This is a genomic window from Paenibacillus sp. FSL F4-0122 (assembly GCF_038002845.1).
Classification (GTDB): domain Bacteria; phylum Bacillota; class Bacilli; order Paenibacillales; family Paenibacillaceae; genus Paenibacillus_AQ; species Paenibacillus_AQ odorifer.
Genome location: NZ_JBBODI010000001.1, coordinates 4104480 through 4126303 on the forward strand (window position 1 = coordinate 4104480; position 21824 = coordinate 4126303).

Sequence of the window (21824 nt, forward strand, 5' to 3'; positions counted from 1 at the left end):
GGATGGTGATGAATCAGTTGAGAAAAAACCTGATTGCAATCCTTGTTTTGATAGGACTTGTCGTTTATGGCGGTTACGATTATTTCAAAAAATCACCCCCTGAAACAATACAAATAACGAAGTCAGAAAACAAGCAGTTGAGGACGGGGATCCTGAAGGGACAGCTGGCGCCGGACTTTGCGCTTACGGACTTAAAGGGGACTACAGTTCAGTTGTCTGATTTTAAGGGCAAGATCGTATTGATTAATTTTTGGGCTACCTGGTGTCCGCCATGTCAGGTGGAAATGCCTCATATGCAGAATATTTTTCAGGATTTCAAGGCAAAAGATGTTGTCATTCTGGGGGTCAACATGACGCTTACAGAAGAGAATTTGGAAGTCGTTCAGACCTTCGTTAATGAACAACAACTCACCTTTCCAATTGTTACGGACGAGAAGAATGAGGTTGTGCAAACTTATCAAGTTGTTGCTTACCCCACAACATATTTACTGGACACCGAAGGAGTCATCCTGGAAAAATTTCAAGGGGCGATCAGCTATGAAATAATGGAAAAATATATATCCAGAATCCGTTAAGAAAAAAACTATTTGGTTAACTGAAATGAGGTTTCATAATGAAAGAAGTATATGAATTAACTACGCTACGGGAAATCGAGAATTTTCTTAAGGATTACGAACTGAGCTTTTTATATATTTCTAAGCCCGATTGCAGCATCTGTCATGCACTGTTGCCCAAACTCAAAGAACTCCTGTCCCATTATCCAATTATCCGTCTCGGGCATATTGATGCCAGCAAAGTAGAAGAGGTAGCAGGAAAGTTTCTTATTCTGAGTGCTCCGATGATGCTCTTGTTCATCGAACAAAAAGAGTATTTGAGAGAAGATCGATTTGTTCGTTTATCACTGTTGAAGGAAAAGCTGGACTATATTTATCAGATTTATAATGAATAGTTCACTAATGGTGGCGCTTCAGCCAAGGCTGAGTCGTTTTTTGAATACGGTGGGGGCTATGGCAAAAGAATAACAGCAGCCGGAACCTCCGGCTGCTGTTATTTGAATTTATAATGAACAGTAATCCCTATATATTATAGTGTATAAGATTCGCCGTCATCCGGCACGAATACATTAGAAGTAATCCCTTTTTCATTTAGGAAGATTTTTAACTCTGCTCTTGACAAGGTCCAGTGATTTACTGTTTCCATGTGAACTGAAACAATCACCGCGTTAGGTGCAGCCTTATGCACTTCATAAATATCGTCTTTTCCCATAATCAAAGAGCCGCCTTCTGTGAGCTGGACATCTCCTCCATTAACCACAATGACTTCCGGCTGGTGTGTTTCGATTTCTTCCTGAACATCTTCGTACCATACGGTGTCTCCGGCGACATATAACGTTTTCTCATCCGGATGTTTAAAAACAACACCACAAACTACTCCCGCCAGGGTTAAGATCTCTCCTCTTCCATGTTCGCCTTTCGTTTTCACTAATTGGATCCCTTCGAAGGATGTGCTCTCCGATAAAACTTCAATGTCCTGGAAGCCGGCTTTTTTGATTTCTGTTGCATCTTCTTCATTTTGTACAAACATTTTCACGTTTTTGGGCAGCACTTCTTTGGCAGCTTCATCGAAGTGGTCATAGTGTAAATGAGTAACAATGACCGCATCTACATCCTTAATTAAATCTTCAAGCGATATCGGTAACTGAACTAAAGGGTTATATTGTTCATTTTTAGTGAAAGCAGGAAATGGCGGAAGAGTTCCCTTCTCTGCCAGGAATGGATCAACCAAAAATTTCTTGCCTGCATATTCAACAACCAAAGTTGCATTTCTTATCAATCTAACTTTCATAAAATTAGCTCCTTTTCTTTTGTTATATTATTATTGTACCTAGGAGACCATTTAACTTACATATATAAAATCAAGTCTTTGGATGATTTAACTTTAATTTTGAAAGAAAATGATATCAAATACGCTTGCTTTGATTTTCACGTATTTCAATGGAGGGATTACCATGGATCAAACCGATTTTCTTATTCTGTCTGAATTATCTAAAAATAGCCGTATCACCATGAAAGAATTAGGGGAGAAAGTGCATATGACCGGGCAAGCAGCCGCAATCCGTGTTGCGAAACTGGAGGATAATGGAGTGCTTGAAGGGTATACGATAAAAGTTAATCATTCCAAATTAGGGTGTTTTATTCACGCTTTTATTACACTCTATACAAATACGCATAATCACCAACCGCTGTTGGCCTTTATTAAAATGAAAGAGCCCTTTGTGTTGAACAATTATAAAATTGGCGGGGATGGGTGTTATCTTCTGGAGTGCAGATTTCCATCTAATAAACATGTAGATGAATTCTTGGGAGAGGTGAGTGAATATGCGAACTACAAAGTGTCGATGGTTATTAAAAAAGGAGTGTTAGATAATTAATCGGCGGTCAGCTCCCCTACGTATTCTGCTGGGGACAGGACGCCGATTTTTTGCCTATGGTTTATTGGACTCAGGTGGACTTTCGCTCAATCAATTCAAATTCTAAAAGGCGGGGTTTAGGAGCAGGCTGACCCAGCATATCCAGAATGATCAAAAAGGCATTCTCTGCCTGGTCATTTGCAGGATAGTGGATAGTTGTCAGGTCTAACAGATGAGCAAGCTCGGAATTGTCGAATCCCAATATGCCGACGTCAACCGGAGCGGTGAAGCCGGCACGCCGAAGCTCGGTGAGAAGTCCGGCAGCCACATTGTCGTTCGAACAGGCGATAGCATCCGGTCTGTTCGTCTGTTCTATCCACCATCTTGCAACCTCTTCTCCATCAAAAATGCTGAGCTTATAGTGGAAGTCTGGAAAGTCATTGGATTTTATTTGATACTTAGCTGCAAAATCATTATAGGCTCTGATCCGTTCCGGAGTGTTTAATCCTTTTGATGAAAATACGTTCGCGATTCTGCGGTATCCTTTGGAGTAAAGGTACTCAAGTCCTAGCATATAACCCTGATATTGATCCATGAAGACTGAGGGAATCGTATCGCTCACAAGCCGCTGCCAAGTCACAATCGGACCGTACTTGGCATAAGATTCGATTACATTCCATTCATTGGTTCGAAATAGACAAACCAAGGCATCCAACTGCTTACTGCGTAGCATTTCAAGCGCTACGAGTTCTTGCTGAGGATCTCCGTTTGTAATAAACAACATCACATTGAACCCATGCTTTTGAGCGATGGTGTTAAAAGCTTGAATGAATGATGTGGATAAGGTCGTATACGTCCCAGTCAAAACACCAATAATCCGGGTCATTCCTTTTTTAAGGGACTTGGCACTGGAGTTGGGTACATAATCCAGATGTTCAATGATTTCGAGAATTTTTTGACGTTTGGTTTCACTTACATAAGGGTGTTGATTGATGACACGAGAGACGGTTGTTGTGGACACGCCAGCAAGACGCGCGATTTCCTGAATATTGGTCATGGATTCTCACCTCTTCATCAAAGGATAGCATATTCAGTGGATAAGAATCGAATTTTCTTACCGCTTCAATATGTAAGGAAAGTGGGCTTGACCTGTAATGCATTCCATAAATTAATGTGGAGGAGTAGTAGAATTAACACATACAGGAGGCGTTCTCATTGAATAAAAAATTGAAGATTGTGACCATCGGCGGCGGTTCCAGCTACACACCGGAATTGATCGAAGGATTTATTAAACGGCATCATGAACTCCCGGTCAGCGAACTATGGCTGGTGGACATAGAGGCTGGTAAAGATAAGCTTGAAATTGTAGGTGCCATGGCAAAACGGATGATAAAGGCTGCGGGGATCGAATGCGACATTCACCTGACCCTTGATCGGAGACTGGCGCTTGAGAATGCTGACTTCGTGACAACCCAATTCCGGGTAGGGCTGCTGGAAGCGCGAATTAAAGACGAGATGATTCCTCTTAAACACGGCATGATCGGACAGGAAACCAACGGAGCGGGTGGCATGCTGAAGGCGTTCCGTACCATTCCGATCGTTCTTGAGATCGTCGAAGATATGAAAGAGCTGTGTCCAGAGGCCTGGCTAATCAACTTCACTAATCCTGCAGGTATGGTTACGGAAGCTGTGCTTCGGTACGGGAAGTGGGAGAAAGTTATCGGGTTATGCAATGTTCCGATCATGGCGGTCAAGAACGAGGCAGCTGTAATCGAGAAGGAGGAAGAGGACCTCTTCTTCAAATTTGCCGGCATCAACCATCTTCATTGGCATAAAGTTTATGGCCAAAACGGCGAAGAGCTTACGGCCGAGGTTATAGATAAATTGTACGGGCCGGACGCCAAGCCGGAAAAATTGGTTGAGAACATTAAAGAAATGCGGTTCTTGTCTGAACAAATTGCCCATCTGGAGATGCTGCCTTGTCCTTATCACCGTTACTACTACATGACCGACAGTATGCTGAAAGAGGAACTGGAAGAGGCAAACGGAGAAGGAACCCGTGGGCAGGTCGTCAAGCGCCTGGAGGAGAGTTTGTTTGAACTGTACAAAGATCCAAACCTCGACTATAAGCCCAAGGAGCTGGAGAAACGCGGAGGGGCTTATTACAGCGATGCGGCCTGTGAAATCATCAATTCGATTTACAACAATAAAGGCACAAGAATGGTGGTCAATACCCGGAATCGAGGCACGATCAGCGATCTTCCTTACGAGAGTGCCATCGAAGTAACGAGTATTATCACGGCGCATGGGGCGGAGCCGGTCCACTTCGGAGCGTTCCCGCCAGCCCAGCGGGGGCTGCTGCAGTTAATGAAGTCGATGGAAGAGCTCACAGTCGAAGCCGCGGTTACGGGAGATTATGCGACCGCCCTGCAGGCTTTCACATTGAATCCTCTTGTAACGAGCGGAGATGCCGCAAAAATTGTTCTGGATGAGATGTTGGAGGCCCATCGCGAATACCTTCCTCAATTCTATAAGTGAGTATGTTTTAAATATATATTCATTACGAAGGGGCTTCCCATAAGTTATGAAATGGCTGGGACGGCCCATATTTTTGGAGTTAGATAGCCGGTTGTGCTATCGCCAAAGCGGTACGGCTGAGCTTTCCCTTTATGTGGATTTTACAAGAACGAGCCCGGGCAGTTGACTCTCTGGCTCGTTTTGTATTCTGTTCGAAAGAATACATCCGAATTACCTGCAGCATTCGGATGGAACCACTTTCCATAAGTGAAAACACTTGTTGGTGCCGTAGGCCAGACACTGGATGATTAATAAAAGGAATATCGGAAATAATGATGAGTGCATCAACCTTATGGAAATCTTCTCTCAATAAAAAAATATTGAATAATTAACTATTCATAGATATAATTAAAGTGCGAGTTAAGGATAGTGATTGTTTAATTACAAGCTAGACCTGCTTGCACATTTTGATTGACGTTTCTTCGGAACGTTAATTTCATTATGTGCGGGCGGGTCTTTATTTGTATAAAGGAGGGCAGAACATGATCATACGTAAAATTCTTAACAATAACGTGGCGGTAATACGGGATAAATTCGACCAAGAAGTTATTGTGATGGGCAAAGGAATAGCATATCAAAAAAAAATTGGGGATCTGATTGATGAGCAAGTCGTTGAAAAGATTTACTCATTGTCAACTAAGGAATCATTTATTAAACTACAGGATCTTTTAACAGAGATTCCGATTGAATATTTTAATGTAAGCGACCAAATAATAAATTACGCAAAGTTGACTCTAGGGAAAAAATTGAATGATAGTATGTACATCTCTTTAAGTGATCATATATTTACAGCTGTGAATCGGTTTCGGGATGGCATTATTTTAAAAAATGCACTACTTTGGGATATTAAGCGCTTTTATCCTGAAGAATATGAGGTTGGTGTTAAGGCTCTACAATATATCAGTCAAGATCTAGATATTCAATTCCCTGACGATGAGGCTGGGTTCCTTGCTCTGCATATAGTGAATGCTGAAGAAAGAGAAGAGAGCCAAGATATCTATCGTGTAACTAAAATTATTCAAGAAATAAGCAATATTATAAGGCTTTATTTTCAGATTAATTTTGATGAAAAATCAGTTTATTTTTATCGCTTTATTTCACATCTGAAATTTTTTGCCCAAAGATTAGTTAGCGGGAACATGCATGAAAATGAAAGTGATCAGGATCTGCTAGATGTAATTAAATCAAAGTATAAGAACGCTTTCTTGTGCGTTGAAAAAATAGAAAAGTACATCGAAGCTAATTATAGTTACAATCTTACAAATGAAGAGAAACTGTATCTAACAGTCCATATCCAAAGAGTAGTTTACAAAACAAATTCATAAAATAATTCCTTTAAGGGGGTGAGATGTTACACGCAAGACAGGATGGTGACATTAAGTTGGCCAGACCCTTCAGGATCTATTTATATAATAGTTATGGAGGAGAATAAACTATGGGTAAATATCAAAAGTTAGCTGAAGAGATCGTGAACCATGTAGGGGGATCAGAAAACATTAGTGATCTGACACATTGCGTTACGCGATTAAGATTTCATCTGAAAGATGACTCACTGCCAAATGATGAAGTTTTGAAAAAAATAGAGGGTGTAGTTACTGTCATACGCTCCGGTGGTCAGTATCAAGTCGTTATTGGTAATCATGTCACAGAGGTGTATTCCGAGGTTACATCGTTCGCTAAACTTAATCATGGTCAATCGGATCCTTTGGCAGAGACGGTAGTCAAAAAGAAAAAGCCGCTAGATGCCCTCATTGATATCATATCCGGTTTGTTTCAGCCAATTCTTGGTATTTTATTAGCAGCCGGAATGCTTAAAGGCCTCAATACGTTGTTAAACGTTTTGGGCGTATACTCTTTAGATAGTGGAACTTATACGCTCATCAATGCTATGGGAGACGCTTTATTTATGTTCCTTCCTGTATTTTTGGGCTATACTTCCGCCAATAAATTTAAAGTTCAGCCCTTTATTGGTATATTAATTGGCTTGGCCATGTGTTATCCTGCGATCCAGTTGGATGCTTTGGCTGGCTCCAAAGAGCCACTATATACCTTGTTCAGTGGTACAGCATTAAGCTCCCCTGTATATCTGGATCTGTTTGGTATTCCGCTAATCAGCATGAACTATACGTCCACCGTGCTTCCGGTCATCATCGTTGTCTACTTTGCTTCTAAAGTACAACGCGTGCTTGATAAAATTGTTCCGGATGTAGTCAAGTTTTTTATGGTACCGATGGTTACGGTATTGGTATCTTTATCTCTGGGATTTTTAATAATAGGCCCTGTAGCAAGCTATGCCTCTGAATTGATTGCGCAAGGAATACTTGTTGCACGGGACGCAAGTCCATTACTTGCAGGTTTTCTATTAGGGTTTCTATGGCAAGTCATTCTTGTTTTCGGACTCCACTGGGGACTAATTCCTCTTTATATAAATAATATTACGACGCTAGGTTATGACACTATTATGGCCTCTGTCTTTGCGACCTCTTTTTCCCAAATGGCCATTGTACTTGCGATTATCATCAAAACCAAGGATAAAAATTTGAAAGCATTAGGGATACCTGCGGCTATTTCAGCACTATTTGGCATAACCGAGCCGGTAGTTTACGGAATTACGCTTCCGCGAAAAAAACTCTTTATCATGAGCTGTATTGTTTCCGGGGTTGCAGGAGGATTCTACGGGCTATACAACCTGAGGGAGTTTACTTTCGGAGGATTAGGAATATTTGAATTTTTTACAATGATTGATCCTAATGATCCTGGAACAGCCAACCTTATAATTGCCATTATTGGGGTTGTTTTTGCCATGATCATTTCATTTATTCTAACATTTGTAATGTTCAAAGATGAAACAGCAGAAGTCGAGACTCCAAAATCCGGACTGAACAAAAGACATGTCATGTCCAGTCCGATGAGCGGTGAGGTTATTTCTATTAAAGAAGTAAAAGATGAAGCATTCTCACAAGAAGTTTTAGGCAGAGGGATTGGAATTCGTCCTTCAACAGGTGAACTGGTTGCCCCATTTGATGGCAAGGTTGTCACACTCTTTCCTACGAAGCATGCTGTTGGACTGGTATCCGATGAGGGAATGGAAGTACTGATTCATATTGGTTTTAACACTGTACGATTAAAAGGAAAACATTTTGAAGCGTTTGTACAGGAAGGTGATACAGTTCAAAAAGGTCAGAGACTGGTTACTTTCAACATTGAAGAAATCGAAAAAGCAGGTTTTTCGGTTGAGACACCAATGATCGTTACGAATACAGATAGTTATCTGGAAATTATCGAGACACAAGAATCCAGTGTGAATGCAGGCGAAGTTCTGCTGACAGGCTTGCTCTAAGAGGCGGTCTACAATTACACATGTTTGAGGGAGACGATTTATATGGGTTTTAAAGAAGGTTTTTTATGGGGCGGTGCTACCTCGGCCAATCAGTCTGAAGGTGCTTATAATGTGGATGGCAGAGGACTTGCAAACGTGGATTTGAGCCCTACAGGCCAAGATCGGGAGCGCGTTCTGATGGGGAAAATAAAAATGTTTGATTATGATCATAACTACTATTATCCGGCTAAAGAAGGCATTGATATGTACCATCACTTTAAAGAAGATATTGCCCTGTTTGCCGAAATGGGCTTCAAGGTCTATCGGTTATCGATTGCATGGAGCAGAATTTTCCCTAAAGGTGATGAAACTGAACCGAATGAAGCCGGACTTCAATTCTACGAGGAGTTGTTTAAGGAATGCCGCAAGTATGAAATAGAGCCTCTCGTAACGATTACGCACTTTGATGTTCCAATGCACCTGGTTAAAGAGTATGGTTCTTGGAGAAATAGAAAGCTAGTCTCTTTTTATGAAAGATTATGCACAGTCATTTTTAATCGTTATAAAGGTTTGGTTAAATACTGGATTACCTTCAATGAGATTAATATGGTTCTGGAAGCTCCATTTTTGGCAGCTGGACTATTTATTGAGGAAAATGAGAACGCAGAAGCTGTAAAATATGCAGCAAGTCATCATGAACTGGTGGCCAGTGCTCTGGCGACCAAAATTGCCCACGAAGTAGATCCAGAGAATAAAGTGGGGTGTATGCTGGCAGCCAACGCTCCATATCCGAGAACATGTGATCCGAAAGATATCTGGAAAGCCAAGCAGGTAGAGAACCAGAGTTATTTCTTCATAGACGTTCAAGTAAGAGGGGAGTACCCGGCTTATACGCTCAAAGACTTGGAACGCAAAAATATTGTGCTTCCGTTCGAAGAAGGGGACAAGGAATTACTAAAACAGTATACTGTAGATTTTATCGGCTTCTCGTATTATTCATCAAGCGTCGTAAGTGCAGATCCTGAATTAACAGATACAATTGGAGGAAATCTGTTTCCAAGCTTGCCTAACCCATATCTGAAAGCTAGTGATTGGGGCTGGCAGATCGATCCGCTTGGACTACGGATTACGCTGAACAACATCTATGATCGCTATCAAAAGCCGTTGTTTATTGTGGAAAATGGCCTAGGTGCAGTGGATATTCCTGACGAGAACGGTTATGTTGAAGATGATTATCGAATATCCTACTTAAGCGAGCATATTCGCGCGATGAGGGATGCGGTAGAATACGACGGCGTAGATCTGCTGGGCTATACTGTTTGGGGACCTATTGATATTGTAAGTGCAAGTACAGGTGAGATGAAAAAAAGGTACGGGTTTATCTATGTTGATCGGGATGACCGTGGCCAGGGTTCCTTTAAACGAACCAAAAAGAAATCATTTGAATGGTATAAGAAGGTTATTGCTACTAACGGTGAAGATCTGGATTTTTGATTGGCATTTTAAAGAACTCTTATACAGTAGCATGGACTCCATATATCTCCGCAACCTCCTAGGGATTGGACAATCTCTCTGTGGCTTGGTTGTGGAGATTTTTTTGTACATTTTAATGAACTTTTATGACATGAATTTATTATCTCGGGCGAATATATTAGGCACATGATTTATCGGTTTAATCGGGGAGAATATCTTCCCTTAAACCGAAACTTTTTTAAGATTTTCTTCTTCTTGACTAAAAGCCGCTGGGACATTCGTAAAGTGCCCCCTTTATAAAAGGCGTTGGATAATAAGGATGCAAATTTATAATGAGATTATTGACAAAGTCTTTGTCGCTTCACATACTCTTAATTAACATTAAAGAGATTCAGTTTCACTTTTGTGAAAGCGCTATTTCAAAAGACAACTGCAAAGGAGATACTTCCATGTATAGCATGATCAAACGAATGAAAATCTTCCACCGACTGGTATTTTTTATGCTGTTGCTGATCTCGCTCGTGTGCGCCGGATTTCTGGTGGTCACAACCCTCTCTTTTAAAACCTATGATGAGATGCTGTACGAGCAGGCTTCCCGCGCCATGAATCTGTCGGTCTCCGGCATTGAAAATGAGATCGGCAATATCGAGAAGCTGTCAATGAATATGGCGCTTGACTCCAGAATTCAGGAGCAGCTGATCAGCATACAGGGAGGGATTTCCTCGTACGAGCGTTCGGTCAGAACGATAGATTTCAAGAATAAGATCATGCAGTATATGTTTTCGGAAGAGAGTATTGCCTCCATCAGGTTCCTGAATACGAGCGGATACGAATTTTTTGTCGGGCAGAACAGAGTGACCAATCAGGAGGAACAAATTGCAGGGATTGTCCGTACTGCACACGAACGGGAAGGCTCCGGCGTCTGGATCGAACCGGAGAATAAAAATGAAGGACTGACTCTGGCAAGAGAAGTCCGTTCTATTTTCGAACCGATTCTGGATCCGCTGGGAACGCTGATTTTTCAGATTGATTTTCAAAAGCTGGTGGAGCGCCATTTCCGGCCGGCATCAAGTACAGCGACAGAGCTGTTCGTTATTTCCGATTATGGTGTGTTGTACCGGCCTGCGGCAGAAAGCTTCCAAAGCTTTGATGTGGGAGCAATTGCACTGACAGGCAATTACGGCTCTTTTGTTCAGCAAATCGCCGGCAAATCTTATTTTCTCGCGTACAAGCAGTCTCAGGCGACGGGGTGGAAATATATCAGCCTTATTTCCTATGACGATGTGTTTCAGGAGAAAAAAGCGCTGCGCAACACGATTTTGCTCATTGCCGCATTGTTAATTGTAATCGCCTGCTCCATCAGCTATTTATTCGCCAAGAGGTTCACCCGGCCGATTAATCAGCTGGCCAGGCAGATGCGCAGCGCAGAAAAAGGCGATTTCAGCGCTTCCCTGCTGGATATCCCCGCGGCCTCTCAAATGGACGAGATCGGCTATCTGCATAAAAGATTTAACAGCATGATCCGCAATATCGAGCAGCTGATTGATGAGAATTACAAGAAGCAAATCGTGATTAAAGATACGGAATATAGGGCGCTGCAGGCGCAAATCAACCCTCATTTCCTCTACAATACGCTGAATTCGATCAATTGGATGGCCCGCATGCGCAGCGATGAGGTCATCTCAACTATGGTGGAATCCTTGAGCCTGCTCCTCCGCGGGGCCATGGATAACAAACGGACCATGGTGACCGTACGCGAGGAAATTGAGCTGATTAACAGCTATATGTATATCCAGAAGGTACGCTATGGCAAGCGGATCGATTTCAGTGTGGATATACCAAGCGATGCGCAGGGCAGCCAGATCCCGAAGTTTGCGCTGCAGCCGATCGTGGAGAATGCGGTGTATCATGCCGTAGACCAGATGGCCGGGGTATGCCATATTATGATTCACTCCGAAATCACTGAAAATGGGGAAGAGCTTGTGTTTGTGGTTAGTGATGACGGTCCCGGTATGGACAAGATTTATCTGGAGAGCCTTAGAAGTCTGGATTATGAAGCGAAAGGAACAGGGATCGGACTACGGAACATCCACGAGAGACTGCAACTGACTTTTGGAGAGGGGTATGGCATCGGCATTGAAAGTGAGATTGGCAAAGGAACCAGTGTCTGGATCAGGATACCAAGGGGAGGAAACACATATGTATAAAGTACTGCTTGTCGATGATGAGGAACTGGTAGTGCAGGGAATCTCCAGTCTGATCCCATGGGAGAATAACGGGTTTCAGCTGCTTGAGCCCGCATACAACGGGGTGGAGGCCTTGGAGCGGTTCCGCCGTGAGCCTGCCGACATTGTGATTACGGATATCCGCATGCCTCTCATGGACGGACTGTCATTAATCAGGGAGCTTAAGGAGGAGTCGCCGCACACTGAGTATATTGTCTTGTCCGGTTACGGCGAATATGACTATACGAGCGAGGCAATGGCTCAGGGAGTGAAGCATTATCTGCTGAAGCCGTCCAATGAGACTAAGATTCTAGAAGTGCTTCATAAAGTGGCCGCTGAACTGAGAGGGCGGGCGGAGCATGCGCATTTTGTGGAACGGCTGCAGAATGATTTCAAGAAAGTGTTGCCTCACGTAAAAGAGCAGCTGTTACGGGATATTGTGCTCACTGGAATGTACAAAAAGCAGGATTGTGACTATTTCATGGACCTGTTCATGATTGAGCAGCAAATGTTCAAGCTGGTGTTATTTACGCTCCATGAAGAAACGGAGTATATTCACAAATTCGCGCTTAGAAACATTGCGGAAGAAATGTTCAAAGATGAGGGAGCCTATTTAACGACAGTGGTGCGGGACCAGGTTCTGCTACTTGTAAAGGCGGTTGATTTCACACGGCTATCAGAGAAGGTCAAGCAGGTTCAGCGGATTTACAAAGCGTACTATAAGTTTGAAATATTTGTTGCCATTAGCAACGAAGGGGGATTCACCGCCATCCGGTCGATGTACGAAACGGTGAGACGCTGTCTGAGCTTCGGCATAGCCTTTCAAGAAGGATATATCGTGACTCCGCAGGATGTGCTGGATGCCGAACGGGAGCTTCCTGCGGACACGGCAAATGTATCGGATCGGCTGGCGCTGGCAGTCCGTACAGGCAATCCCGCAGAGGTGAGGGAAACCATTATTGAAGCGGGCAGATGGCTCGAGAACGGCTTATTCGATGCGGCTGCAGCCAGGAAATTATGCCTCGATCTGTTCCTGACCGTGATCCGCCAGAGCGACGGGGGACTGGACGAATATGTGACCGTTATTCCGCAGCTGTACAATATGCCCTCCCTTCGCGGGGCTTTTCAGCTGCTGGAGGAAACGGCACTGGAGCTGGCTGCACGGAATTCCGGTTGGGCGGCCAAACGGCAAAATGATCTAATCGACTCGGTGCTTCGGATTATAGAAAATAATCTGGGTAATCCTGATTTATCGTTAAAGTGGATCGGAAATGAGCTGCTGTATGTGAATGTAGATTATCTTGGGAAAATGTTCACCAAGAAAATGGGCAGCAAATTCTCAAATTATTTGGTTAGGCTGCGGATGGAATCGGCCAAAAGGCTGATGGAGCAGGACAAGGATCTGAGAATTTACGATATTGCCGTGATGATGGGGTATCCTGAGGATGCCCAATACTTTTCCAAATTGTTCAAGAGATACGCTGGCATGACGCCAACAGAGTATATTCGCAGCAGGGAGGCACAGGAACGGTGATCTGCAAAACCTCGATTTATTTCAAGAAGAACCTCTGTTTTTTCCATGTTGGAGATTAGCAAAGAGATGTATTTTAAATATAGAGACGGTTTGTACCTATCCGGGCCCGGACAACACAAATACGTTCACCAATACAACAATTAGAGGGGCGCTAACTAATGAAGAGACGCTTTTCCATGACGATGATCCTGGCAATGGCCTGTATCCTTGCTCTTGCCGGATGTTCAGGAGGCAACTCGGCTGAGCCAAGCGGAACAACACAACCTGCACAAGAAACCGGCAGCAGCGGTACGCAGGAAGCAGGAGGCAATCTCCGTGTGATCTGGTGGGGAAATCAGGATCGGCATAATTTAACGTCCGAGGTTCTCGACCTCTACTCCAAAGCCAATCCTGGAGTAACCTTCACGCCGGAATATCAGGGATTCGACGGGTATTACCAAAAGCTCACGCTCCTTGCCGCTTCCAACAATATGCCTGATATTTTTCAGTTTTATGTAGGCGCCAGCGATGCGAATCAGTTTGTTGATAAAGGGCTGGTTGAGCCATTGGACGCTTATATCGAGAAAGGTCTGATTGATGTTTCGGAGATTGGGGAGAGCACGCTGTCCGGCGGTATAGGCTCGGACGGCAAGATGTATGGGATTCCTCTCGGTGTCAATGCCAGAGTCATGATCGTTGACCCTGCTGCTTATGAAAAAGCGGGCCTGACCGTTCCTGAAAACGGTTACGCGAACTGGGAAGCGCTGTATGAAGATTTGAAAAAGCTGAAGGAGATCACCGGTGCATATGGGGCAGACGACCTATTCAACATCGCCTTCACTTTGCCTTATTATGCCCGACAGTTTGATCAGACCGTAAATGCTGAGGATACAGGAATCGGTTTTGATGAAAAATTATACACTGATTTCTTTACTTACCGTCAGGAATGGGCTAAGGAAGGCCTTATTCCGAAGATGGACGCCTCCATGTCAGTAAAAAATCCGGAGGAGTCGTTCCTCGTGAAGGGCCAATCTGCTGTGATGGTTGGTTATACAAACCAGTATCCCGGAATTGTAAAAGCGGCAGCACGTCCGCTTAAGATGATTCTTATGCCTGGACCGAATTCTGAGAAGGCAATGGATGTACGGCCGGGTCTGCATTTCTCCATCGCTGCCAATTCCGCCAACAAAGAAACAGCGGCAAAGTTTATCAGTTACTTCATTAACGATGTTGAAGCGAACAAAGTGCTGAATGCGAACCGAGGGATGCCGATTTCAAGTACCGTACGCGCTGCCTTAATGGAACAGTTCGAGCCTGAAATGAAGGATGTAGCCGATTATATGGAAACTGTAGCTGAGCATAGCAGCCCGCTCGACCTGCCAGCTCCGGCCGGGGCTACGGAAATCGATACGCTCATGGTTGATCTGGAACAGCAGATTATGTACGATCAGATTTCGATCCAGGATGCATATGAGAAGCTGCAGAAGGATGCCGCAGCTATAGTGGCCAAGCATAAGCAGTGACAAACAAAGCGGCCGGCTCTTGATTACGATTAAGCAGCCGGCCGTAGATAGGTGTGGTGAAGATAATGGCACAGAAAGTCGCAAAAGCAGGCGGTTATGAGAACAGAGTCGGCTATCTATTTATTTTACCTTGGATTATTGGCTTTATCGCGTTTACGGCCATTCCGTTCGTGGCATTGTTCTACTTTTCCTTTACGAATTATGACCTCATATCGACACCCAAGTGGATCGGGCTGGATAATTTTATCCGCATGTTCACCGTGGACGAGAAATTCGTAACCAGTCTTAAAGTCACGTTCTTCTATGTTCTGACAGCGATCCCGCTTCGTCTCATCTTCGCTTTGTTCATTGCCATGCTACTGAATATGAAGATTAAGCTTGTGGGACTATACCGAACCGCCTTCTACGTACCATCCATTATCGGAGGCAGTGTAGCTGTGGCGGTTATGTGGGGCCAGCTGTTTGGACTTAACGGGGCTGTCAACGGAATCATTGGAGTTTTAACCGGCACCAGCCCGAACACATCATGGATTGCCAATCCCGATACGGCGCTGTGGACGCTCATCCTGATGGCCATTTGGCAGTTCGGTTCCCCCATGATTATTTTTCTTGCCGGGCTGAAGAACATTCCGGATTCCTATTATGAAGCGGCGGTTGTTGACGGCGCGAATGCGTTTCACCGGTTTGTAAAAATCACGCTTCCTTTGCTGACTCCGGTCATCCTGTTCAATCTTGTAATGCAAATCATCGGCGGATTTATGACGTTTACCCAGGGACTTATCATTACGTCAGGCGGACCGCTGGACCGGACCTTGTTCTATCAGCTCTATGTGTACCGCCAGGGCTTTGAATTCCTGGATATGGGATATGCTGCGGCGCTGTCCTGCTTCTTGCTGGTAATTGTTGCGGTTCTGACCGCGCTTGTCTTTAAATCGTCGTCCTCATGGGTACATTACGAGTCGAAAGGATAGTCATTATGATACAAATTTCAAAGTTTAGTGTGGGTAAGCTGACGATCCAGCTAGTGTGTCTCATCATCGGGATCGTCTCGCTATACCCGCTGGTCTGGATGGTCGCCAGCTCGTTTAAGGAGAGCTCCCAAGTTTTTGTGAGTGCGCAATCTCTGATCCCTAGAAGCTGGGACTTCAGCAATTATACAACCGGATGGCAGGGGTTTGCGGGAATTACCTTCGGGACATTCTTCAAAAATACAATCATTATCGTATGTTCAGTGGTAGTGGGAACCCTTGTCTCCTGTTCGTTGATTGCTTACGGATTCGCGAGAATACCGTTTAAGCTGAAAGGCTTCTGGTTCGGAACCGTGATGCTGACTCTGCTGCTGCCGGGACAGATTGTGCAAATTCCGCAGTATATTATTTTTCATAAAATGGGTTGGGTCAATACGTTCCTGCCCTTGATTGTCCCGTCATTTTTCGGATCTGCCTTCTTTATCTTCCTGCTCTTGCAGTTCATCCGCACCATTCCTTATGAGCTGGATGAAGCGGCCAAAATCGACGGCTGCAGCCGGTTCGGCATATTCTCACGGGTCATTCTTCCGCTGATTAAGCCGGCTTTGGTGACAACCGCCATCTTCGAATTTTATTGGTCCTGGGACAATTTCTTCGGCGCGCTGATTTATTTAGGCAAACCGCAGTTGTATACGATCAGTGTTGCACTCCGTCTGTTCGCAGATCCGAGCTCCGGTACGGATTGGTCAGCCATGTTTGCAATGGCTACATTATCGCTTATTCCGCCTATCCTTATCTTCTTTGTATTCCAGCGTTATATCGTAGAAGGTATCAGCACGACGGGATTGAAAGGATGAGTGGATGATGAATAGCAGGCAAATAATAGGTTTGAACGGCAGCTGGAGCGCTACGCTGGAAGACTGGAATGAACCGGGAAAGACCATATCCAGGGAAATTACATTACCAGGAACGCTTGATGAGCATGGGCTGGGGCCTGTACCGGACACTTCCTCTGAGCATCTGACCCGTAAGCATGCGTATGAAGGGCGTGCCCGTTACGAACGCCGGGTGATGATTCCAGAGGAATGGCGGGACAAAGTGCTTTTCTTCGGAATGGAGCGGACGCGGGAAACGGAGCTTTGGATCGACGGGGTACAGGTAGGACGCAGCAACACGTTGTCCACACCTCAGCTGTATAATGTGAGCGGTTATCTTGAGCCGGGACCACATGTTCTCTCGGTCATCGTGGATAACAGCTCCGGAATTATGGGCTGGAGAAGTATCCGCAACTCGCATATGGCGACGGATCATACCCAGACGAACTGGAACGGTATCCTTGGAGCCATCCAGCTTACCGCAACCGATCCGCTGCGGATCGGGCAGCTTCGCCTGTATCCTCAACAGGGAGGAACGGTTAAAGGCAGAGTTACGGTAAGCAAACCGGACCAGGGCTTTGCGGACGGATATGTGTCCATCCAGGTCCAGGATTCTGCCGGTCAGAAGCTGTACGATAGCGGGAGAATTCCTTTCCAGCTTGAAACGGAATCCTCAGGTGGAGAAATTCCGTTTCTGATCCCTGCAACCGATGCTTTACAGTTATGGGATGAATTTAACCCTAACATGTACACGGTACATGCTGTGCTGGAGGGAAAGTACCAGGACCGATCAAATGAAGATGAATTCACCGCTCCTCTGGGAATTCGGACTTTTGGTGTATCAGGAACCCAATTTATAGTGAATGGCAACAAGACGTTCCTGCGTGGCAAACATGATGGCTGTGTATTCCCGTTAACGGGATATGCCCCTATGGATAAGGAGTCCTGGCTTCAGGTTTTTCGGACGGCAAAGGCTTACGGTATTAACCATTATCGCTTTCATTCCTGGTGTCCGCCGCAGGCCGCTTTTGAAGCAGCCGACGAGACAGGCACTTATTTGCAGCCGGAGCTTCCGTTCTGGGACCCCGGGACCGCGTTTCAGAATGATGAGGAGTGGGGCTATTTCTCGGGTGAGGCCTTCCGGATTATTGAAGCATATGGCAACCATCCGTCATTTGTCATGTTTGCCTGGGGGAATGAGCTGTCGGGTTCGATGGAACGGATGGAGGCGCTCGTAGAGAAGGCCCGCAATTGGGACCCAGGCAAACTATATGCTATCGGCTCCAATAATTTTTTCCTCCAGGCGGGGTTGCCTGGCAACTCGGATTACTGGACCACCTTCTGGACCGAAGGGGTCTGGAATGTGAAGAAGGCAGGATACGGAGGGAAGCATGTCCGCGGAGCGACACCGCATCCGACACGCGGGTTTATTAACAACAGTCCCCCTTCTGGCCGGAAGGATTACCACGAAGAAATCCAGGGTGTACCGATCCCGGTGATCGGGCATGAAGTCGGACAATTTCAGGTTTACCCCGATTTCAGGGAGATTGACAAATACCTGGGGGTGCTGGAGCCGGGACATCTTATAGGATTCCGCAATCTGGCGGCTGCTTCTGGACTGCTCCAGCAGGCAGATGAGCTTCATGCCGCTTCTGGACAGCTTGCCGCTCTATGCTACCGCGAGGAGATTGAGGCGGCTCTGCGGACCCCGGGGATGGCCGGTTTTCAACTGCTGGATTTGCAGGATTTCCCCGGCCAGGGTGGAGCCTTGGTCGGCATGTTGGATGCTTTTATGGAATCCAAGGGGATTGTTGTTCCTGAGGAATGGCGGCGTTTCTGCTGCGAAGTGGTTCCTCTCGCCCGGCTTCATCGGTATGTGTGGAGCGAAGGCGAAAGTATTCTGGGGCAGATAGAGATTGCAAATTATGGGCCGGGCCCGCTTACAGATGTCGAAGTAGTCTGGTCGATCACCGATGGCTGTGGCCGTACGATCGGAGAAGGGAGTTATCCGGCAGCCAATATTCCCCAAGGCAAGCTGTGGCTCGCCGGGGAGCTTGAATATCGGATTCCCGCAATGACACAAGCGGACAACTTGACACTTCAAATCAACATTGCCGGAACGCCCTACAGCAACGAATATAGGCTGTGGGTATACCCGGATGACGCCGGGTTACAGATTCCCTCCTCGGTTGTGGTATCGGATGCTTTTGACGCGGATACGCGGCGTGAACTGCAGAGCGGCAGGAATGTGCTACTGATTCCTCCGGCGGGCGGGTCGTTTGGTAACGGTCCTGTTGGAACGTTCATTCCCGACTTCTGGTGTTATCCCATGTTCAAGAAGTACGATCCTCCCGGAACGTTAGGCATCTATTGTGCTGCCGATCATCCGGCGCTGGCGGAATTTCCGACGTCTTCGCATGCAGAGTGGCAATGGTGGCACTTGATGAGGCATTCCCGGGCCATGGTGCTGGACGATACTTCAACGGACTACCGGCCCATCGTTCAGGTGATCGATAATGTGGCGAGACAGCATAAGCTCGGTGTTGTTTTCGAAGCAAAGGTGGGAAACGGACAGCTGCTGATTTGTTCCATCGACCTTTGGAGTCAGCAAGACCGGCCGGAAGCCAGGCAGTTTATGCGTTCATTGCTGAACTATTGCGCTTCGGACCGTTTCGCTCCCGCAGTGGAATGGACGGAGGTGTTCACGGACAGCTTGTTCGTCAGCACAGAAATGTCCAAGGTTGCCGCCAATCCGAATGCGGATAACTACGGGTAACAGGAATGCAGAAGAAACTTTGAATGAAGGAGAACAGGAACATGAAGATGAACGGTTCTGCAGATGTACTGCGGTTAAAGGGACAACTGCGGATTCAGATTCCCGGGGAGCCTTCTGCGCCGGTCCGGCACGCGCTTCGCATGCTGGTCCGGGATGTGGAAGCAGTATTGGGCGACAGCCCTCTACTCGTCACAGGGACCAAGGAACGGTCGGACCTTCAGATTCGCTATGCCACAGCTCTGGATGAGGGAGTACAGCGTCAGGAATCCTATGCGTTTTATTTTCACCCGGAGGATAGCAAGGGGCGGATGAGCATTGCCGGTTATGATGACCTTGGGCTTGTCTATGGCATCCTGGAATTCAGCCGCAGGTTCTTGGGCATCGAGCCCTTCTGGTTCTGGGCAGATCAGCCGATTGCCCGGCGGGAAGAGATTGAGATTCCTTGCGAAGCTTATCATTCACCGACTCCCAAGGTACGCTTCCGCGGCTGGTTCGTCAACGATGAGGTCTGTCTGATCGGCTGGAAGGAGTCTTATCCGCCTGGGCGTGGGGTGTGGGAGCCGGTATTCGAAGCGCTGCTGCGCTGCGGAGGCAATATGGTCATTCCGGGTACGGATCTGCCGCGGGGAGGCGTTCACTACGAGGTTGCAGCTGAGATGGGCTTGTGGTTAACGCATCATCATGCCGAGCCGCTCGGCGCGGAAATGTTCCTGCGGGCTTATCCCGGGAAACAGGCCAGCTACCTGAAGCATCCGGAGTTGTTCGAAGCGTTATGGGCAGAGGCGATTGAGCAGCAAAAAGATAAGAAGGTCGTCTGGGTACTTTCCTTCAGAGGACAAGGAGATCAGCCTTTCTGGGAACTGGACCCCTACTTCGACACGGCCGAGAAACGCGGCGCAATGATCGCGCAGGTGATCCGGAAACAATATGATATGATCAGAAACGCCGTCCAGAATCCGGTGTGCAGCGTAGCTTTGTACGGAGAAATTGCCGAACTGTATAAAGGCGGATATATTAAACTTCCTGATGATGTCATCAAGGTATGGGCGGATAACGGATATGGCAAAATGGTCTCGCGCAGGCACGGTAATCTGAATCAGCGTGTGTCTTCTCTCCCGGAAGCGCATGACCTGGGGCCACACGGGATTTATTATCACGTGACGTTTCATGATCTGCAGGCTTCCAACCATCTTACAATGTATCCGGGTCCTGCTGCCTTCCTGAAACAAGAGGTGGAAGCAGCGTTCGAGTCCGGTGCAGACGAGTATGTGCTGCTGAATTGCGGAAACATCAGGCCGCATGTTTATACGCTAGATATTATTCGGGAACTATGGAGCGCTGGAAGCATCAATGTTAATGGACATTTGCGGCAATTCGTTGCCTATTATTATTCAGATCACCATGAGGATTTGGCAGCACTGTATCGTAGTTATGCTGATGTGGCCATTGTGTACGGTACACATAACGACGACCTGGCTGGCGATGAATATTATCATCACCCGGCACGCAAAATCATCGGACACTGGCTGACTGGAAAAGGCGATCAGCCGCTATCGCAATTGGAATGGGCGGTGGGGGAAGTGCCATTCTCAGAGCAGGTAAGCAGGTTCGGGGAGAAACTCGCATCCGGGGTCAAGACCTGGAGAACATGGCTTGACCACTGTGATGAAACCATCAGCAAGCTTGGTCCGGAAGACAAACAAAGAGCGCAGGATCATTTGCGCTTTCACGGAGCCATTCATCTGTCAGGCTGTGAGGGCTTTTACTGGCTGTGCTGTTCTTACAATGCCTACCGCAAGGAACAGTATCCGCAGGCTTTTGTCCATGCTTCGGAATCGCTGTGGTCTTACCAGAAAGGGCTTGATGTTCTGCGCCAGTCCGAGCACGGCACGTGGAAGCATTTCTACCGGGCGGACTGGCTGACTAATATGGAGAACACAATCTACAATGTGGATACTCTAAGGCGTTATCTCCGCATGCACGGCGACAGCCCGGATTTCTTCCTGTGGTATAAAGCTTATCTGATGCCGGAAACGGAGAAGTATATTTATCTCGAGAATACGCACCGTGAGCCGCTGTCAGATGATGATCTGGGCTTGCGTTTGAAGGATCATTTTGGGGAGAAGGAAATGAATGAAGCATCGGCTGAATGTTCAATTTAAATG

Annotated in this window: 16 protein-coding genes; 14 read left to right on the plus strand and 2 right to left on the minus strand. The window is 46.2% G+C overall.

What is annotated here, in order from left to right; genetic code table 11:
• Nucleotides 1-8 precede the first annotated feature (8 nt).
• Both MHH49_RS17740 and MHH49_RS17745 read left to right on the plus strand, forming a co-directional pair.
• On the plus strand, nt 9-575 hold the full coding sequence (locus tag MHH49_RS17740; RefSeq protein WP_254924526.1) for a TlpA family protein disulfide reductase: 567 nt from the start codon (nt 9-11) through the stop codon (nt 573-575).
• Nucleotides 576-613: 38 nt separating this feature from the next.
• Nucleotides 614-949, plus strand: a complete 336-nt coding sequence (locus tag MHH49_RS17745; protein WP_076222861.1) for a thioredoxin family protein — start codon at nt 614-616, stop codon at nt 947-949.
• A 134-nt stretch (nt 950-1083) separates the two neighbouring features.
• On the opposite strand, the gene MHH49_RS17750 is transcribed toward MHH49_RS17745, so the two are convergent.
• Nucleotides 1084-1845 carry an MBL fold metallo-hydrolase gene (locus MHH49_RS17750; RefSeq protein WP_341138304.1) on the minus strand — a complete coding sequence of 254 codons (762 nt, stop codon included), beginning with the start codon at nt 1843-1845 and terminating at the stop codon, nt 1084-1086.
• Nucleotides 1846-2008: 163 nt separating this feature from the next.
• On the opposite strand from MHH49_RS17750, the gene MHH49_RS17755 reads away from it, so the two are divergent.
• On the plus strand, nt 2009-2431 hold the full coding sequence (locus tag MHH49_RS17755) for an Lrp/AsnC family transcriptional regulator (RefSeq protein ID WP_076222857.1): 423 nt from the start codon (nt 2009-2011) through the stop codon (nt 2429-2431).
• Nucleotides 2432-2501: 70 nt separating this feature from the next.
• Here MHH49_RS17755 and MHH49_RS17760 read toward each other — a convergent pair whose 3' ends face one another.
• On the minus strand, nt 2502-3467 hold the full coding sequence (locus tag MHH49_RS17760) for a LacI family DNA-binding transcriptional regulator (RefSeq protein ID WP_076222854.1): 966 nt from the start codon (nt 3465-3467) through the stop codon (nt 2502-2504).
• 158 nt (nt 3468-3625) lie between these two features.
• Here MHH49_RS17760 and MHH49_RS17765 point away from each other — a divergent pair, with 158 nt between their 5' ends.
• From MHH49_RS17765 to MHH49_RS17815, 11 genes are all read left to right on the plus strand, one after another.
• On the plus strand, nt 3626-4948 hold the full coding sequence (locus MHH49_RS17765; RefSeq protein ID WP_341138305.1) for a 6-phospho-beta-glucosidase: 1323 nt from the start codon (nt 3626-3628) through the stop codon (nt 4946-4948).
• Between the two features lie 521 nt (nt 4949-5469).
• Nucleotides 5470-6312 carry a BglG family transcription antiterminator LicT gene (gene licT, locus MHH49_RS17770; protein ID WP_076222849.1) on the plus strand — a complete coding sequence of 281 codons (843 nt, stop codon included), beginning with the start codon at nt 5470-5472 and terminating at the stop codon, nt 6310-6312.
• Between the two features lie 110 nt (nt 6313-6422).
• Nucleotides 6423-8327, plus strand: coding sequence for a beta-glucoside-specific PTS transporter subunit IIABC (locus MHH49_RS17775; RefSeq protein ID WP_341138306.1), 1905 nt, complete (start codon nt 6423-6425; stop codon nt 8325-8327).
• 42 nt (nt 8328-8369) lie between these two features.
• Entirely contained in the window at nt 8370-9800 is a 1431-nt protein-coding gene (locus tag MHH49_RS17780) for a 6-phospho-beta-glucosidase (RefSeq protein ID WP_094901497.1), read from the plus strand.
• Between the two features lie 428 nt (nt 9801-10228).
• On the plus strand, nt 10229-11986 hold the full coding sequence (locus MHH49_RS17785; protein WP_176462554.1) for a sensor histidine kinase: 1758 nt from the start codon (nt 10229-10231) through the stop codon (nt 11984-11986).
• Entirely contained in the window at nt 11979-13538 is a 1560-nt protein-coding gene (locus MHH49_RS17790) for a response regulator transcription factor (protein ID WP_176462555.1), read from the plus strand. The genes MHH49_RS17785 and MHH49_RS17790 overlap by 8 nt, the downstream gene beginning before the upstream one ends.
• A 158-nt stretch (nt 13539-13696) precedes the next feature.
• Complete coding sequence (locus MHH49_RS17795; RefSeq protein WP_341138307.1) at nt 13697-15040, plus strand: ABC transporter substrate-binding protein; 1344 nt, start codon at nt 13697-13699, stop codon at nt 15038-15040.
• Between the two features lie 65 nt (nt 15041-15105).
• Nucleotides 15106-16011 (plus strand): carbohydrate ABC transporter permease, encoded by a 906-nt coding sequence (locus MHH49_RS17800; RefSeq protein ID WP_094901505.1) that lies wholly within the window; start codon nt 15106-15108, stop codon nt 16009-16011.
• Nucleotides 16012-16016: 5 nt separating this feature from the next.
• A complete protein-coding gene (locus tag MHH49_RS17805; RefSeq protein ID WP_341138308.1) occupies nt 16017-16865 on the plus strand; it encodes a carbohydrate ABC transporter permease in 849 nt (282 codons plus the stop codon).
• 4 nt (nt 16866-16869) lie between these two features.
• Nucleotides 16870-19659, plus strand: a complete 2790-nt coding sequence (locus MHH49_RS17810; protein WP_341138309.1) for a hypothetical protein — start codon at nt 16870-16872, stop codon at nt 19657-19659.
• Nucleotides 19660-19700: 41 nt separating this feature from the next.
• Entirely contained in the window at nt 19701-21821 is a 2121-nt protein-coding gene (locus MHH49_RS17815; RefSeq protein WP_341138310.1) for a glycosyl hydrolase 115 family protein, read from the plus strand.
• Nucleotides 21822-21824 lie beyond the last annotated feature (3 nt).

Coding starts and splice junctions, on each gene's coding strand:
- MHH49_RS17740 (WP_254924526.1), top strand. CDS start 9: ATGAATCAGTTGAGAAAAAACCTGATTGCAATCCTTGTTTTGATAGGA.
- MHH49_RS17745 (WP_076222861.1), top strand. CDS start 614: ATGAAAGAAGTATATGAATTAACTACGCTACGGGAAATCGAGAATTTT.
- MHH49_RS17750 (WP_341138304.1), bottom strand. CDS start 1,845: ATGAAAGTTAGATTGATAAGAAATGCAACTTTGGTTGTTGAATATGCA.
- MHH49_RS17755 (WP_076222857.1), top strand. CDS start 2,009: ATGGATCAAACCGATTTTCTTATTCTGTCTGAATTATCTAAAAATAGC.
- MHH49_RS17760 (WP_076222854.1), bottom strand. CDS start 3,467: ATGACCAATATTCAGGAAATCGCGCGTCTTGCTGGCGTGTCCACAACA.
- licT (WP_076222849.1), top strand. CDS start 5,470: ATGATCATACGTAAAATTCTTAACAATAACGTGGCGGTAATACGGGAT.
- MHH49_RS17775 (WP_341138306.1), top strand. CDS start 6,423: ATGGGTAAATATCAAAAGTTAGCTGAAGAGATCGTGAACCATGTAGGG.
- MHH49_RS17780 (WP_094901497.1), top strand. CDS start 8,370: ATGGGTTTTAAAGAAGGTTTTTTATGGGGCGGTGCTACCTCGGCCAAT.
- MHH49_RS17785 (WP_176462554.1), top strand. CDS start 10,229: ATGTATAGCATGATCAAACGAATGAAAATCTTCCACCGACTGGTATTT.
- MHH49_RS17790 (WP_176462555.1), top strand. CDS start 11,979: ATGTATAAAGTACTGCTTGTCGATGATGAGGAACTGGTAGTGCAGGGA.
- MHH49_RS17795 (WP_341138307.1), top strand. CDS start 13,697: ATGAAGAGACGCTTTTCCATGACGATGATCCTGGCAATGGCCTGTATC.
- MHH49_RS17800 (WP_094901505.1), top strand. CDS start 15,106: ATGGCACAGAAAGTCGCAAAAGCAGGCGGTTATGAGAACAGAGTCGGC.
- MHH49_RS17805 (WP_341138308.1), top strand. CDS start 16,017: ATGATACAAATTTCAAAGTTTAGTGTGGGTAAGCTGACGATCCAGCTA.
- MHH49_RS17810 (WP_341138309.1), top strand. CDS start 16,870: ATGATGAATAGCAGGCAAATAATAGGTTTGAACGGCAGCTGGAGCGCT.
- MHH49_RS17815 (WP_341138310.1), top strand. CDS start 19,701: ATGAAGATGAACGGTTCTGCAGATGTACTGCGGTTAAAGGGACAACTG.